Source organism: Bradyrhizobium sp. STM 3561 (assembly GCF_045571455.1).
GTDB classification, from domain to species: Bacteria; Pseudomonadota; Alphaproteobacteria; order Rhizobiales; family Xanthobacteraceae; genus Bradyrhizobium; species Bradyrhizobium vignae.
Window position 1 is genome coordinate 4,028,331 of sequence record NZ_CP120695.1, and the last position, 14,640, is coordinate 4,042,970.

The following is a 14,640-nucleotide window of genomic DNA, read 5'->3' on the forward strand; positions in this document are numbered from 1 at the left end:
GGCCAATGAGTGAGGCCCATCATTCCTTGGCATTGGCGGCGTCGACGGCGCGCCGCGTCAGAACACCAATGAGATGTGCGCGGTATTCGGCGCTGCCGTGGATATCGCTGTTGAGGCCTTCCGCCGGCACCGTGATGCCTTCCAGCGCCTTCGAGGCGAAGCGCTTCTTCAGGGCCTCCTCGAATGCGGTGACACGGAACACGCCTTCAGACCCGGCGCCGGTGACGGCAACACGCACGTCCGAAGGACGCCGCGCCACGAACACGCCGACCAGCGCGTAGCGCGAGGCCTGGTTGCGGAATTTGATATAGGCCGCTTTCTTCGGCAGCGGGAACGTCACCTTGGTGATGATCTCGTCGGCTTCCAGCGCCGTCGTGAACAGGCCCTGGAAGAACTCTTCCGGCTTGAGGCGGCGCTTGTTGGTGACGATGGTGGCCCCGAGCGCGAGCACCGCGGCCGGATAGTCGGCGGTCGGATCGTTGTTGGCGAGCGAGCCGCCGATCGTGCCCTTGTGACGCACGGCGGGATCGCCGATTCCGCCGGCAAGGTTCGCCAGCGCGGGGATCGCCTCACCGACGATCGCGGAGGTCGCGACGTCGGCGTGCTTGGCGGTGGCGCCGATCACGAGCGAGCGGCCCTTCATCTCGATCGTGTTGAGCCCCTCGATGTGGGAGAGATCGACCAGATGCGGCGGGCTTGCGAGGCGCTGCTTCATGACGGGAATCAGCGTGTGGCCGCCGGCGATCACCTTGGCGTCTTCGTTCTTCACCAGGAGGTTGGCCGCCTGGCGAACGGTCCCAGGGCGATGATATTTGAATTCGTACATCTGAATGTCCTGATCGCGGGATGCGCGTTACGCGAGATCGGATTTCGCCATGGCCTTGGCGCCGGCGGAGATCGAAGCGACGATGTTCTGATAGCCGGTGCAGCGGCAGAGATTGCCTTCGAGCTCCTCGCGAATTGTATGGTCGTCGAGCTCGTGGCCCTTGCGGTGCACGATGTCGATCGCAGTCATGATCATGCCGGGCGTGCAGAAGCCGCATTGCAGGCCGTGGTGCTCGCGGAACGCCTCCTGCATCGGATGCAGCGGCGCGCCGTCGGCGGCCAGTCCCTCGATCGTCTTGACCTCGTGACCATCGGCCATCACCGCGAGCGTGGTGCAGGACTTCACGGCCTTGCCGTCGAGATGCACGACACAGGCGCCGCACTGCGAGGTGTCGCAGCCGACATGGGTGCCGGTCAGCCGCAGATTCTCGCGCAGGAACTGCACCAGAAGCGTGCGGGGATCGACATTGGCCGTCACAGGATTGCCGTTCACGATGAGGGAGATTTTTGCCATAAGCACTCTCTATCAGCGCCCCAACGGGTCCCGTCGAAGCCGTTCTTATAATTATTCCAACCCATCATATGGGCCATTGTCGCCTGGGGCAACATCACCCCGGACGCAAGCCGCCATGCCGAAAGGCGATAGGTTTCAGCCCTGTACCGCCTTGGCGAAGTTCGCGAAAAATTCGTCGGCGAGTTTCTTGGCGGTGCCGTTGATGAGGCGTTGGCCGAGCTGCGCCAACTTGCCGCCGATCTGCGCCTCGACGTCGTAGGAGAGCAGCGTGCCGCCGTCCTTCTCGGCGAGCTTGACCGCCGCGCCGCCCTTGGCGAATCCGGCCACCCCGCCCTCGCCCTCACCGGAGATCTTGTAGCCGTTCGGCGGGTCGAGGTCGGACAGCATGACCTTGCCCTTGAAGCGCGCCGACACCGGGCCGACCTTCATTTTTGCCGTCGCGCGAAAGCCGCCGTCGTCAGTCTTCTCGAGCTCCTCGCAGCCGGGGATGCAGGCTTTCAGGACCTCGGGATCGTTGAGCTTGGCCCACACGGCTTCGCGCGGCGCTGCAAGGTGGACTTCGCCGTTCATCGTCATGGCCATGAGGTGCCTCCCGGATCGCGCAACTATAGTGCTGATCAAGTAACGCAGGGACGCGGCAAAGGAAAGGGCGGCGCCAGGTCACGTGCAATGCATATTCGCAACTGCAAAAAGACGTGTACTGGCGGTAGGGGATTGGCACAGCCGGGCCATGATGATTAGGTCGCGCGCAAGATGAGCACATCTCTTTCCCCCCTGCTCGCGCCGATGCTGTCGAGCTCCGCCATGCGCGCGATCTGCGACGATCGGTCTACCCTGCAGAACATGCTCGATTTCGAGGCAGCCTTGGCACGTGCCGAGGCTGCCACCGCCGTGATTCCGGCATCTGCCGTCGGCCCGATCGAGGCCGCGTGCAAGGCCGATTCCTTCGACGTGGCCGCACTGGCCGAGGCCGCGACGCGATCGGGCAATCTCGCGATTCCCCTGGTCAAGGCGCTGACCGCCGATGTCGGCAAGAAAGACGCGGAGGCCGCACGCTACGTGCATTGGGGCGCGACCAGCCAGGACGTCATCGACACCGCAACCATGCTCACGCTTCGCGCCGGTATCGTGGCGCTGGACGCCGACCTCAGCCGCGCCATCAGGGGCTTTGCCGCACTGGCGCGCAGCCATCGCAACACCGCGATGGTGGCGCGGACCTGGCTCCAGCACGCGCTGCCGATGCCGTTCGGGCTGAAGGCGGCGGAATACGCGTCAAGCCTCGCCCGTGCGCGCTGCCGCCTGCGGCGACTCTCCCGCGAGGGCCTCGCGCTGCAATTCGGAGGTGCCGCCGGCACGCTCGCCGCGCTCGGCGACAACGGGCTCGCGGTGGCCGAACGGCTGGCGCAAGAGCTCGATCTGCCGCTGCCCGAGGCGCCCTGGCATACCCATCGCGACCGCATCGCCGAGGCTGCATCCTGCTTGGCAATCCTTGCCGGCAGCTGCGGCAAGATCGCACGCGATGTCTCGCTGCTGATGCAGACCGACGTCGCCGAAGCGTTCGAGCCCGCCGGCGAAGGCCGCGGCGGCTCATCGACCATGCCGCACAAGCGCAACCCGGTCGCCGCTGCGAGCGCGCTCGGCGCGGCCACGATGGCGCCGCAGCTCGCCGCGACAATTTTCGCCGCGCAGGTGCAAGACCATGAACGCAGCGCCGGCCCGTGGCACGCGGAATGGCCGACGCTGCCGCAATTGTTGCTGGTTACCTCTGGCGCGCTGGCCGCCATCGTCGACATCGCCGAGGGTCTCGAGGTCGATGCGGCGCGCATGCGCAGCAATCTCGATGCGACGCACGGGCTGATCATGGCCGAGGCGGTCACCTTTGCGCTCGCCGAGAAGCTCGGCAAGAGCGCCGCACATCATCTGGTCGAGGCCGCCAGCAAGCGCGCGGTCGCCGAGAAGAAGCATCTGCGCGAGGTGCTGTCAGGCGATTCGCAGGTCACCGCACATCTGCCGCCGGAAAAAATTGCGGCATTGTTCGAGCCGATGGCCTATCAAGGAGCGTCGCAGGCGCTGATCGACCGGCTGCTGGATTCATTGGATCTCTCCTGATGTCATTGCCGGGCTTGACCGGGCAATCCATCATCCTGGATAGATCCACTTTTTAGATGGATACGCGGGTCAAGCCCGCGCATGACGAGGAGCATGCCATGCCCATGATAGATGCCGACGGTTGCCTGCTCAACGTCTCCGTTGAAGGCCGCGATGGCGGCCCGACCCTGATGCTCTCCAACTCGCTCGGCTGCACGCTGCAGATGTGGGAGCCGCAGATGAAGGCACTCACGCAGATGTTCCGCGTCATCCGATACGATCGCCGCGGTCATGGCAAGTCCAACGTTCCGCCCGGCCCCTACACGATGGAGCGATTCGGCCGCGACGTGCTCGCGATCCTCGACGACCTCAACATCGAGAAGGTGCATTGGTGCGGCCTGTCGATGGGCGGCATGGTCGGGCAATGGCTGGGCGCCAACGCCCCTGAAAGGTTCGGCAAGCTCATCCTCGCCAACACCTCCTGCTATTACGCAGAGCCGACCAAATGGCTGGAGCGCATCGACGCCGTGAAGAAGGGCGGAATCGCAGCGGTGGCCGATGCCGTGATCGCTGGCTGGCTCACCCAGGACTTCCGCGAGCGCGAGCCGGAGATCACTGCGAAGATGAAATCGATGCTGCTGGCCTCTCCCGTCGAGGGCTATCTCGCCTGCTGCGAGGCCCTTTCAACGCTCGACCAGCGCGCGCTGCTGCCGAAGATCAAGAGCCCGACGCTGGTGATCGCCGGCCGCCACGACATGGCGACGCCGATCTCGGCGGCCGAGCTGATCCGCGCGAACATTCCCGGCGCCAGCATGACCATCATCGACGCCGCGCACATTTCCAACGTCGAGCAGCCGCACGCATTCACGGATGCGGTGGTGGGCTTTTTGACGCAGCGCTAGCCACAGCCGTCATTGCGAGCGCAGCGAAGCAATCCAGAAAATCCCTCCGCGGTGACAGACTGGATTGCTTCGCTGCGCTCGCAATGACGAAAAAGGAGGACGCCATGGACGACCAGAAGCGCCGCGATGCCGGCATGAACGTGCGCCGCAAAGTGCTGGGCAATGCCTGGGTCGACAAGTCGATCGCGAACCGCAATGCCTTCAACACCGATTTCCAGGACCTGATCACGCGCTATGCCTGGGGCGAGATCTGGACCCGGCTGCATTTCGACGAGCGCACGCGACGGGTGCTGGTGATCGGCACCATGGTCGCGCTCGGACAATGGGACGAATTCCGCCTGCACGTGCGTGCGGCGCTCGCCGAGGGCGGCTTCACGCCCGACGATATCAAGGAGATCCTGCTCCAGCAGGCGATTTATTGCGGCGTGCCGGCGGTGAACCACGCCGTCAAGGAAGCCTCAGCGATTGTGCAGGAGCTCGGCCTGCTCAAGACCTAGCGGTGCGGCAATCTCTGCCGTCTTGGGCCCGGCCGCCGGCTTCTCGATCACCACCACGATGGCGGCACCGAGCAAAAGCAGCAGCTCGGTCGCGTGCAGCCGGAGCGCGGCCATCTCGCCGACCTTCGAGGCCATCACCATGCTGGCGAACGAGATCAGGCTGCCGATCGCCAGCGCAATGCCGAGCGCCTCGTCGCTGCCGCCGTTCTTGCGGGTTCGGGCGACGCAGAGCTGCGCGAGGTGGATCGCGAAAAACGCCACCACCGTCAGCCGTCCGAGCGCCAACAGCCAGGCGGCACGCACCGTATCCATCCCCGCCATCTGCAGATGGTCGCTCAGGAAGAGCGCCACGGCGACGCTCGGCCGCTCGTAGAGGCCGTGCACCGGTGCAACGAAGATGTTGAAGGCGACCAGGGCCCAGGCCGGGATGAAATAAGCCGCCAGCAGCGCGCCGTTGACCGAACCGATCCGCCAATTCCTGAACATGCCGCTTCCCGCTTGGTTTGCCGAGGCCTTCGACGGAAGGCAGCGGCTTTGCCGGAGCTAACTCGCATCGGACTGTGGCGGCAATTTAAACCCTTTGTTTACCTTAACTGCCCTCCATGGCCTCCCTCATTCCGGGGCAATGCGCAGCATTGAAATCTCGAGATTCCGGGTTCGGCTCTTCGAGCCGCCCCGGAATGAGGGAGTAAGGCGCAAAAAAGGCCCCGCCTCTCGGCAGGGCCTCCTTCACGCCTGGGCTCCCAGGCTCGTTATTCCTGACCGCGCTGGCCGCCCTGCTGCTGGCCGGGACGATCGCCCTGGCGCATCGGATCCTGCTGCTGCTGTCCGGGTTTGTGGCCGCCACCCTGCTGCTGTTGCGGGTTGCGCTGCCCGGGGTTCTGACTCTGCTGACCCGGATTCTGGTTCTGCTGCTTCGTCATTCGGGGAAACTCCCTTGTTGGACGTCAGGGCAAGATAACGGCCAGCACTCACTTTGGTTGCCCCGGAACCGGTTCCGTTCACGTCCGGAACCCGAGCAAAATGATCTCTGTACAAGCCTTTGTACCGAGACTTGGCCAGTTGCGGCCGCCAGTTCCCTCCTGTTACAAAACGGGAAGAACGCTCAAGGGCTGCCGGGGCCCAAGAACTCTGCAAGAGCTCCCTTTGAGCCGCGACAAGTTTGGGTAACGGCAGCTTATGGATTATTTCGCCCAGCAGCTCATCAATGGCCTCGTGCTCGGCTCGATCTACGGCCTGATCGCGATCGGCTACACGATGGTCTACGGCATCGTCGGCATGATCAACTTCGCCCATGGCGACATCTTCATGATCGGCGGCTTCATCGCCCTCATCACCTTCCTGATCCTGATCTCGCTCGGCCTCACGGCCATTCCCGTGATCCTGCTCGTCGTGCTGCTCGTGTCGATGGCGATCACGGCACTCTATGGCTGGACCATCGAGCGCATCGCATACCGGCCGCTGCGTCATTCCTTCCGCCTCGCCCCGATGCTGTCGGCGATCGGCATGTCGTTCGTTCTGACCAATTATTCGCAAGTTGCGCAAGGCGCCCGCGTCAAGCCGATCCCGCCCTTCATCACCGGCGGCTACACATTGCATGAGAGCCCGGATGGGTTCGTGATCCAGCTCTCCAACATCCAGATCATGGTGGTCATCACCACCATCGTGCTGCTGGTGATCTTCAATTGGCTGGTCTCGCGCACCCGGCTCGGGCGCGACATGCGCGCCTGCGAGCAGGACCAGACCATGGCGGCGCTGCTCGGCGTCGACGTCGACCGCACCATCTCCATGACTTTCGTGATCGGCGCCGCCCTCGCTGCGGTCGCGGGCCTGATGTACCTGCTCTATTACGGCCTTGTCGATTTCTTCATGGGCTTCGTCGCCGGCATCAAGGCCTTCACCGCGGCCGTGCTCGGCGGCATCGGCTCGCTGCCGGGGGCCATGCTCGGGGGGCTCGCGATCGGCCTGATCGAGACGTTCTGGTCGGCCTATTTCTCGGTCGAATACAAGGACGTCGCGGCGTTCTCGATCCTGATCGTCGTGCTGATCTTCATGCCGACCGGCCTGCTCGGCCGTCCCGAAGTCGAAAAAGTCTGACGGACCGGCCGCGTGACAGCTCCCTCGACCAATACGGCCAAACCTGCAACGGGCATCCTCGCCCTCCTCAAAACCGCCTTCATCAACGCCCTCGTCGCGCTGGTGCTGTTCTCGCTGATGGTCGGCATCCGCACCGAGGCAGGTTCCTCCGGCCAGCTCACCTACTGGACCCGATTCGGCGAGCTCGCCTCCCTGGTCGCGATCGTGTTCGGCGGCTCGATCATGATCGAGCTGCTGCGGCAATGGATCGGTCCGACCGGCGCCGAGAAGCTGGTGCCGCCAGCACTGCAGAGCGGCATGTCCTTGATCGGCCGCTATCTCACGCCGGCGCTGCTGATCTTCACGCTGCTGGTGCCCGTGATCTTCTATGACCAGCGCTACATCCTCGATCTCGCGATCCTCGTGCTCACCTATGTGATGCTGGGCTGGGGCTTGAACGTCGTGGTCGGGCTCGCCGGCCTGCTCGATCTCGGCTACGTCGCCTTTTATGCGGTCGGTGCCTATTCCTACGGACTGCTCGCCACCAATTTCGGCTGGTCGTTCTGGATCTGCCTGCCGCTCGCCGGCATCCTCGCCGCGTTCTGGGGCGTGCTGCTCGGCTTCCCCGTGCTGCGCCTGCGCGGCGACTATCTCGCCATCGTGACGCTCGCCTTCGGCGAGATCATCCGCCTCGTCATCATCAACTGGCAGGAGCTCACCGGCGGCCCGAACGGCGTCTCCGGCATTCCCCGCCCCACCTTCTTCGGCATCCCGCTCGACAACAGCGATGAAGGGTTTGCCGCCAGGCTCGGCATCGAGTACTCGCCGACCCACCGCATCGTCTTCCTGTTCTACCTGATCCTGGCGCTTGCGCTCCTCACCAACTGGGTGACGATCCGCCTGCGCCGCCTGCCAATCGGGCGGGCATGGGAGGCCTTGCGCGAGGACGAGGTCGCCTGCCGCGCGCTCGGCATCAACACCACGACCACCAAGCTCACGGCGTTCGCGACCGGCGCCATGTTCGGCGGCTTCGCCGGTGCGTTCTTCGCCACCCGCCAGGGCTTCATCAGCCCGGAATCCTTCACTTTCCAGGAATCGGCGCTGGTGCTCGCGATCGTCGTTCTCGGCGGCATGGGCTCGCAGCTCGGCGTCGCACTTGCCGCGCTCGCCATGATCGGCGGCTTCGAGCTGTTCCGCGGCCTCGAGACCTATCGCATGCTCGTGTTCGGCATGGCGATGGTGCTGATCATGATCTGGCGGCCGCGCGGCCTGATCGGCCATCGCGCGCCGACGGTGTTTCTGACCAAGGCGCAGGCGATCTCCTCCGACCTCGTCAAGGAAGGGCACGGATGAACGGCGACAAGATCCTCACCGTCGACCGGCTCACCATGCGCTTCGGCGGCATCGTCGCCGTGCAGGACCTCTCCTTCGACGCCGAGCGGAAGAAGATCACCGCCCTGATCGGGCCGAACGGCGCCGGCAAGACCACGGTCTTCAACTGCATCACCGGTTTTTACAAGCCGAGCGCCGGCGCCATTCGCCTCGCCCATGACGACGGCAGAGTGATCGCGCTGGAGCGGCTGAACGATTTCCGCATCGCGAAGCAGGCCAAGGTGGCGCGCACGTTCCAGAACATCCGCCTGTTTCCCGGCATGACCGCGCTGGAGAACCTGATGGTGGCGCAGCACAACGCGCTGATGCGCGCCTCCGGCTTCACCTTGCTCGGCCTTGTCGGCGCCCCCGGCTACCGCGACGCCGAAAAGCGCGCGATCGATCTCGCCACCGACTGGCTCAGGCGGGTCAACCTGCTCGACCGCGCCGACGACGCCGCCGGCAATTTCGCCTATGGCGACCAGCGCCGGTTGGAAATCGCGCGCGCAATGTGCACCGAGCCCGCACTGTTGTGCCTGGACGAACCCGCGGCCGGCCTCAATGCGCGCGAGAGCGCGGCCTTGAGCGAGCTCCTGCTCTCGATCCGGAACGAGCTCGGCACCTCGATCCTGCTGATCGAGCACGACATGTCGGTGGTGATGGAGATCTCCGACCACATCGTGGTGATGGACCATGGCGTGAAGATCGCGGAAGGCACGCCGCGCGAGGTCCGCGACGATCCCAAGGTGATCGCCGCCTATCTCGGCGCCGACGAGGAAGAGGCCGTAGCCGTGATGGAGAGTGGGACGTGACATCGGCGCCCACTCCCCTGCTCGCGATCCGGGGCCTTCGCGCCGCCTACGGCAAGATCGAGGCGCTGAAGGGCGTCGATGTCGAGATCAATGCCGGCGAGATCGTAGCCCTGATCGGCGCCAACGGCGCCGGCAAGTCGACGCTGATGATGACGATCTTCGGCAAGCCGCGCGCCCGCGCCGGCCAGATCCTCTTCGAAGGCCGCGACATCACCGACGTGCCCACGCACGAGATTGCGCATTTGCGCATCGCGCAATCGCCGGAAGGCCGCCGCATCTTCCCGCGCATGAGCGTTGCGGAGAACCTTCAGATGGGGGCGGACTCCACCGAATGCAGCGATGCCGAACGCGAGGCGATGCTGCAACGCGTGTTCACGCTGTTTCCGCGGCTGAAGGAACGCTATGCCCAGCGCGGTGGAACCCTGTCCGGCGGCGAGCAGCAGATGCTGGCAATCGGCCGCGCGCTGATGAGTCGCCCCCGCCTGCTCCTGCTCGACGAACCCTCGCTCGGGCTGGCACCGCTGATCGCACGCCAGATTTTCGATGCGATCCGCACCCTGAACCGGCAGGACGGCCTGACCGTCCTGATCGTCGAGCAGAACGCCAACCATGCGCTCAAGCTCGCCCATCGCGGCTATGTCATGGTCAATGGCCTGATCACGCTGGCGGGGACCGGCGCCGAGCTGCTGCAGCGCCCCGAGATTCGCGCCGCCTATCTGGAAGGCGGCCGGCACGGCTGAGTCCGGCCATCTGCAGCGCAATGTGGCGAGATATCTCCGCCAATGCCCGTATTTTGCCGGTGACTTCTCCTCGGATTCATTCAAGAATGGCGGCGGTTTGAACCGGGCATTCCCGGCAACTTCCACAGGCGACCACCCGCGAGGTATCTCATGAAATCACTGAAGCTCATCGGTCTGGCATTCGGCGCATCGATCGCGCTGTCGAGCGCGGCATTCGCGCAGGATGTCACCGTCGCAGTCGCAGGCCCGATGACGGGCGGCGAGTCCGCCTTCGGCCGCCAGATGAAGAACGGCGCCGAGATGGCCGTGGCCGATATCAATGCCGCCGGCGGCCTCAACGGCAAGAAGCTCGCGCTCTCCATCGAAGACGACGCTTGCGACCCCAAGCAGGCGCGCTCGATCGCCGAAAAGATCGCCGGCGCGAAAATCCCGTTCGTGGCCGGGCACTACTGCTCGTCATCGTCGATCCCGGCCTCGGAAGCCTATGCCGACGGCAACGTGCTCCAGATCACGCCGGCCTCGACCAACCCGCTGTTCACCGAGCGCAAGCTCTGGAACGTGGCTCGCGTCTGCGGCCGTGACGATCAGCAGGGCCTGATCGCCGCGCAGTACATCGCCAAGAACTTCAAGGGCAAGAACATCGCCATCCTCAACGACAAGACCACCTACGGCAAGGGTCTTGCCGACGAGACCAAGAAGGCACTCAACAAGGCCGGCATCACCGAGAAGATGTACGAGTCCTACAACAAGGGCGACAAGGACTTCAACGCGATCGTCTCGCGCCTGAAGCGCGACAACATCGACCTCGTCTATGTCGGCGGCTATCATCAGGAGAGCGGCCTGATCCTGCGCCAGATGCGCGACCAGGGCCTCAAGACCGTGCTGATGGCCGGCGACGCACTCGCCGACAAGGAGTACGCCTCCATCACCGGCCCTGCCGGCGAGGGCACGCTGTTCACCTTCGGCCCCGACCCGCGCAACAAGCCGACCGCGAAGAAGATCGTCGAGGCTTTCAAGGCCAAGGGCATCGATCCCGAGGGCTACACGCTCTACACCTACGCAGCGATGCAGGTGTGGTCGCAGGCGGCCAAGAAGGCGGGCACCACCGACGCCAAGAAGGTCATGGCGGCGATGAAGGCCGGCAAGTGGGACACCGTGATCGGCCCGATCGAGTATGACGCCAAGGGCGACATCAAGCAGATCGACTACGTCGTCTACAAGTGGGACGCCAAGGGCGGCTACGCCGAGATCGCGGGCAGCGGCACCTAGCCGCCGGCCTGGACCTCAATCCCCTCAATCATCACCGCGCCCCGGGCTTACCCCGGGGCGTTTCTTCTTGCGGCAGGGATCAGACGACTGCGGGCAGCTCGCCGGCCGCGGCCTGGGCCTTCCGCAATGCTTGCAGGAGATCGTTCGGCCGAAACGGCTTTTGCAGGCAGACTACGTTGGCGAGGAGGGGCGATTGGTCCATGAAATCGAGCGCCGTCATCCCGGACACCGCAATGACGGGAAGCGCCGGCGCGCTTTCGCGCAGGCTGGCAATGACGTCGACGCCGCTGGCGTCGCCGAGGAAGATGTCGACGATCGCCGCGTCGAAGGAGCTTTCCGCGAAGGCCTTCAGTCCGGCTGCGCCGCTCTCGGCCTCCTCGACCTCGAAACGATTGACCCGAAGCACCATCGCCATCATCGTGCGGACGCCCTTCTGGTCATCGATGATGAGAACGCGAGGCATTGGGAACAACCCCCGATGTTGATCAAATCGCCTGATCCAGCCTGGAACCCGCCGCGGCAGAGTGGCATTATGGCACCGTCCCAGTAAAGCGCGTCTTACCTGCCCTAATTCCGTGTTCCCACCGAAATTAAGTAAGCTGTAACCTTTGGTTGAGTCGTAACCGGGTTCCTTCACAAGCTGCGTCCAGAACCCGCTACCATGACGGAACTGCCGACCGAATGAGACCAGCGGAGATGCTCAAGACCCTGCTCAAGACGGACCCGCGAGAGGTGGACGTGCCTGCGACGATCGACCGAAGCACATTTCTTTCGACCCTGCCGGCCACTTCGACCGACCGCAGCGCAGCATTGACGATTGTCGGCGTGTCTTCCCTCCTGTTCGTAGCGGCCGCGCCGTTCGCCGGTACCCCGCTGCAGCCGGTCCCGGCCTTCGTTGCGAGTTATCAATCGGCGCTTGCCGTAAGCGACATCGTCACGGCAGTGCTGCTGCTGTCGCAATTTGCGGTCATGCGGACCCGCGCACTGCTGTGGCTCGCGACCGGCTATCTCTTCACCGCCGCTGCCGCCCTGGTTCACGCCCTCACCTTCCCCGGACTGTTCGCACCAAGCGGGCTCTTTGGCGCGGGCCGGCAGACCACGGTCTGGCTCTACATGATCTGGCATGCCGGTTTTCCGTTGTGCGTGATGGGTTACGCCTGGCTGAAGGACAAGGACGGTGGTCCGCAGATTCGCGGTCCGGCAAGCAGTGCGATTTCAGCCAGCGTGCTCGGCGTCATCGCCGCGATCGCCGTCTTCGCCTGGATCGTGACTGCACAGCACGATCTGTTGCCGGTCCTGTTGCGCGACGGTCACTACACGGCGACCATGATTGGGGTCGTGTCCTTCGTGTGGTCGCTCAGCTTCGCCGCGCTGGTCTCGCTCTGGTTCCGCAGGCCGCATACGGTGATCGACGTCTGGCTCATGGTGGTCATGTGCGCCTGGCTGTTCGACATCGCGCTGTCGGCGATCGTCAACGTCGCGCGCTTCGATCTCGGCTTCTACGCCGGCCGGCTCTACGGCCTCGCCGCGGCGACCTTGGTGCTCGCGGTGCTTCTCATCGAGAACGTCCGCCTTCAGGCGCATACGGTCGGCCTCGTCGGGAGGCTGCGCCAGCAATCGGCCTCGGAACGCGATTACTACGGCAAGCGCCTCGCGCTGTACGGCGCAGTGGTCGAGTCGTCCAATGACGCCATCATCACGAAAACGCTCGACGGTATCATCACCGGCTGGAACAAGGCCGCCGAACATCTGTTCGGCTATTCCGCAGCGGAGGCGGTCGGCAAGCCGATCGACATCATCGTGCCGCCGGATCGCAAGAGCGAAGTCAGGAGCATTCTCAACCGGGTCGCCAGCAACGAATCGATCGCCCAGCACGAGACGGTTCGTCTCCGGAAAGACGGCCGCCCGCTCGACGTCGTTCTGAACATTTCACCGCTGCGGACCGACACGGGAGAGATCATCGGCGTCTCCAAGATCGCCCATGACATCACCGAAGAGAAACAGGCGAGAGAGAAGCTGCGCCGCGAAACCGAAGAGCGCCAGCGCATCTTCGAGACATCGCAGGACCTGATCCTGGTCACCGACGGCTATGGCAATTTCGTCCAGGTCAGCCCGAGCGTGAAGAACATCCTCGGCTACAGCCCCGAGGACATGGTCGGGCACAGCGCGACCGAGTTCATCCACCCCGACGATCTCGAGAAGACCCGGAACGAGATGCGCGCAGCCCGTCGTGGCGCGGTCAAGCGCAGTTTCGAGGCGCGCTACTACCACTACGATGGTCACGAGGTCACGCTGAACTGGATGGGCACCTGGTCGGAGCCGGTGAAGCGCCACTACTTCATCGGCCGTGACCTCACCGACAAGCAGGCCGCCGAAGCGCAGCTCCGGCAGGTCCAGAAGATGGACTCCATCGGCCAGTTGACCGGCGGCGTCGCCCACGACTTCAACAACGTGCTGACCGTCATCACGGGCACGATCGGCATCCTCAGCGACGCGGTCGCCGACCGGCCCGAGCTTGCCGCCATCACCAAGCTGATCGACGATGCCGCCGAGCGCGGCGCGCAGCTGACCAAGCACCTGCTCGCCTTCGCGCGCAAGCAGCCGCTGCAGCCGCGCGAGATCGACGTCAACGCGCTGGTGCTCGAAGCCGCCAAGCTGCTGCATCCCACCCTCGGCGAGCAGATCGCCATCATGCCGCAGCTCACCGAGGATGCCTGGCCGACGCTGGTCGATCCGGGCCAGCTGTCCACCGCGATCCTCAATCTCGCGCTGAATGCGCGCGACGCCATGCCGGACGGCGGCACCCTGGTGCTGGAGACCCGCAACATCTTCCTCGACGACGGCTATGCCAGCATGAATCTCGATGTCGTGGCCGGCAATTACGTGATGATCGCGGTCAGCGATACCGGCAGCGGAATCCCTGCGGAGCTGATCGACCGGGTCTTTGATCCCTTCTTCACCACCAAGGAGGTCGGTAAGGGCACTGGCCTCGGCCTCAGCATGGTGTTCGGCTTCGTCAAGCAGTCGGGCGGCCACATCAAGATCTACAGCGAGGAAGGGCACGGCACGAGCGTGAAGATCTACCTGCCGCGCTCGACCGGAGTGCAGGAGACCGAGTTCGAGGCGCTCCAGAACGCGCCCATCACCGGCGGCAATGAGAAGATCCTGATCGTCGAGGACGACGCGCTGGTGCGGCAGTATGTCGTGACGCAGGTCAAGAGCCTCGGCTATACCGCGCTCGAGGCCGCCAACGGCGCCGAGGCGCTCAAGATCATCGACAGCGACGAGACCATCGACCTGCTCTTCACCGACGTCATCATGCCCGGCAACATGAACGGCCGCCAGCTTGCTGACGAAGCGGCCCGGCGCCGCCCCGACCTGAAGACGTTGTTCACCTCGGGCTACACCGAAAACGCCATCGTCCATCACGGCCGGCTGGATTCCGGCGTGCTGCTATTGGCAAAACCGTACCGCAAGTCCGAGCTGGCCAAGATGCTGAGGACCGCGCTCGCCAGTTGAGCCTGCGGCATCGCTGCGCTATCGCAG

At 64.5% G+C, this 14,640-nt stretch carries 15 protein-coding genes; 9 read left to right on the top strand and 6 right to left on the bottom strand.

Annotated elements, in window-relative coordinates; genetic code table 11:
* Positions 1-19 precede the first annotated feature (19 nt).
* From P6U28_RS19245 to P6U28_RS19255, 3 genes are all read right to left on the bottom strand, one after another.
* The gene (locus P6U28_RS19245; RefSeq protein WP_407122999.1) at positions 20-826 is read right to left on the bottom strand and encodes an FAD binding domain-containing protein; all 807 of its coding nucleotides are present in this window, start codon (positions 824-826) and stop codon (positions 20-22) included.
* Positions 827-853: 27 nt separating this feature from the next.
* Positions 854-1,339 carry a (2Fe-2S)-binding protein gene (locus P6U28_RS19250; RefSeq protein ID WP_014494194.1) on the bottom strand — a complete coding sequence of 162 codons (486 nt, stop codon included), beginning with the start codon at positions 1,337-1,339 and terminating at the stop codon, positions 854-856.
* A 135-nt stretch (positions 1,340-1,474) separates the two neighbouring features.
* Complete coding sequence (locus P6U28_RS19255; RefSeq protein ID WP_209295209.1) at positions 1,475-1,921, bottom strand: carbon monoxide dehydrogenase subunit G; 447 nt, start codon at positions 1,919-1,921, stop codon at positions 1,475-1,477.
* 171 nt (positions 1,922-2,092) lie between these two features.
* Between P6U28_RS19255 and P6U28_RS19260 the strand changes: the two genes are divergently transcribed.
* The 3 genes from P6U28_RS19260 to P6U28_RS19270 all read left to right on the top strand — a co-directional run bounded on the left by P6U28_RS19260 (position 2,093) and on the right by P6U28_RS19270 (position 4,826).
* Positions 2,093-3,448 (top strand): 3-carboxy-cis,cis-muconate cycloisomerase, encoded by a 1,356-nt coding sequence (locus P6U28_RS19260; protein WP_407123000.1) that lies wholly within the window; start codon positions 2,093-2,095, stop codon positions 3,446-3,448.
* Between the two features lie 98 nt (positions 3,449-3,546).
* A complete protein-coding gene (pcaD, locus tag P6U28_RS19265; protein WP_209295207.1) occupies positions 3,547-4,329 on the top strand; it encodes a 3-oxoadipate enol-lactonase in 783 nt (260 codons plus the stop codon).
* Between the two features lie 104 nt (positions 4,330-4,433).
* Positions 4,434-4,826 carry a carboxymuconolactone decarboxylase family protein gene (locus P6U28_RS19270; RefSeq protein WP_209295206.1) on the top strand — a complete coding sequence of 131 codons (393 nt, stop codon included), beginning with the start codon at positions 4,434-4,436 and terminating at the stop codon, positions 4,824-4,826.
* Here the strand turns inward: P6U28_RS19270 and P6U28_RS19275 are convergent.
* A complete protein-coding gene (locus tag P6U28_RS19275; protein WP_209295205.1) occupies positions 4,788-5,312 on the bottom strand; it encodes a hypothetical protein in 525 nt (174 codons plus the stop codon). The two genes, P6U28_RS19270 and P6U28_RS19275, sit on opposite strands and share 39 nt — an antisense overlap.
* 266 nt (positions 5,313-5,578) lie before the next feature.
* Complete coding sequence (locus tag P6U28_RS19280; protein ID WP_164937295.1) at positions 5,579-5,749, bottom strand: hypothetical protein; 171 nt, start codon at positions 5,747-5,749, stop codon at positions 5,579-5,581.
* Positions 5,750-6,005: 256 nt separating this feature from the next.
* Between P6U28_RS19280 and P6U28_RS19285 the strand changes: the two genes are divergently transcribed.
* The 5 genes from P6U28_RS19285 (at position 6,006) to P6U28_RS19305 (ending at position 11,094) form a co-directional block, all read left to right on the top strand.
* Positions 6,006-6,923: an ABC transporter permease subunit gene (locus P6U28_RS19285; protein WP_122402525.1), complete on the top strand. Its 918-nt coding sequence runs from the start codon at positions 6,006-6,008 to the stop codon at positions 6,921-6,923.
* Between the two features lie 12 nt (positions 6,924-6,935).
* Complete coding sequence (gene livM / locus P6U28_RS19290) at positions 6,936-8,255, top strand: high-affinity branched-chain amino acid ABC transporter permease LivM (RefSeq protein ID WP_407123001.1); 1,320 nt, start codon at positions 6,936-6,938, stop codon at positions 8,253-8,255.
* A complete protein-coding gene (locus tag P6U28_RS19295) occupies positions 8,252-9,085 on the top strand; it encodes an ABC transporter ATP-binding protein (RefSeq protein WP_129146422.1) in 834 nt (277 codons plus the stop codon). Before livM ends, P6U28_RS19295 begins: the two co-directional genes overlap by 4 nt.
* The gene (locus tag P6U28_RS19300) at positions 9,082-9,825 is read left to right on the top strand and encodes an ABC transporter ATP-binding protein (protein WP_122402522.1); all 744 of its coding nucleotides are present in this window, start codon (positions 9,082-9,084) and stop codon (positions 9,823-9,825) included. Before P6U28_RS19295 ends, P6U28_RS19300 begins: the two co-directional genes overlap by 4 nt.
* Positions 9,826-9,975: 150 nt before the next feature.
* Entirely contained in the window at positions 9,976-11,094 is a 1,119-nt protein-coding gene (locus P6U28_RS19305; RefSeq protein ID WP_122402521.1) for a branched-chain amino acid ABC transporter substrate-binding protein, read from the top strand.
* A 79-nt stretch (positions 11,095-11,173) separates the two neighbouring features.
* Here P6U28_RS19305 and P6U28_RS19310 read toward each other — a convergent pair whose 3' ends face one another.
* Positions 11,174-11,557, bottom strand: a complete 384-nt coding sequence (locus P6U28_RS19310) for a response regulator (protein ID WP_407123002.1) — start codon at positions 11,555-11,557, stop codon at positions 11,174-11,176.
* 233 nt (positions 11,558-11,790) lie between these two features.
* Here P6U28_RS19310 and P6U28_RS19315 point away from each other — a divergent pair, with 233 nt between their 5' ends.
* On the top strand, positions 11,791-14,613 hold the full coding sequence (locus P6U28_RS19315) for a PAS domain S-box protein (protein WP_407123003.1): 2,823 nt from the start codon (positions 11,791-11,793) through the stop codon (positions 14,611-14,613).
* The last annotated feature ends 27 nt before the right edge of the window (positions 14,614-14,640 follow it).

Bases quoted from the DNA above. Each gene is read 5' to 3' on its own strand.
- P6U28_RS19295 (WP_129146422.1), top strand. From the start codon at position 8,252: ATGAACGGCGACAAGATCCTCACCGTCGACCGGCTCACCATGCGCTTC.
- P6U28_RS19270 (WP_209295206.1), top strand. From the start codon at position 4,434: ATGGACGACCAGAAGCGCCGCGATGCCGGCATGAACGTGCGCCGCAAA.
- P6U28_RS19310 (WP_407123002.1), bottom strand. From the start codon at position 11,557: ATGCCTCGCGTTCTCATCATCGATGACCAGAAGGGCGTCCGCACGATG.
- P6U28_RS19280 (WP_164937295.1), bottom strand. From the start codon at position 5,749: ATGACGAAGCAGCAGAACCAGAATCCGGGTCAGCAGAGTCAGAACCCC.
- P6U28_RS19245 (WP_407122999.1), bottom strand. From the start codon at position 826: ATGTACGAATTCAAATATCATCGCCCTGGGACCGTTCGCCAGGCGGCC.
- P6U28_RS19260 (WP_407123000.1), top strand. From the start codon at position 2,093: ATGAGCACATCTCTTTCCCCCCTGCTCGCGCCGATGCTGTCGAGCTCC.
- pcaD (WP_209295207.1), top strand. From the start codon at position 3,547: ATGCCCATGATAGATGCCGACGGTTGCCTGCTCAACGTCTCCGTTGAA.
- P6U28_RS19250 (WP_014494194.1), bottom strand. From the start codon at position 1,339: ATGGCAAAAATCTCCCTCATCGTGAACGGCAATCCTGTGACGGCCAAT.
- P6U28_RS19285 (WP_122402525.1), top strand. From the start codon at position 6,006: ATGGATTATTTCGCCCAGCAGCTCATCAATGGCCTCGTGCTCGGCTCG.
- P6U28_RS19305 (WP_122402521.1), top strand. From the start codon at position 9,976: ATGAAATCACTGAAGCTCATCGGTCTGGCATTCGGCGCATCGATCGCG.
- P6U28_RS19275 (WP_209295205.1), bottom strand. From the start codon at position 5,312: ATGTTCAGGAATTGGCGGATCGGTTCGGTCAACGGCGCGCTGCTGGCG.
- P6U28_RS19255 (WP_209295209.1), bottom strand. From the start codon at position 1,921: ATGGCCATGACGATGAACGGCGAAGTCCACCTTGCAGCGCCGCGCGAA.
- P6U28_RS19315 (WP_407123003.1), top strand. From the start codon at position 11,791: ATGCTCAAGACCCTGCTCAAGACGGACCCGCGAGAGGTGGACGTGCCT.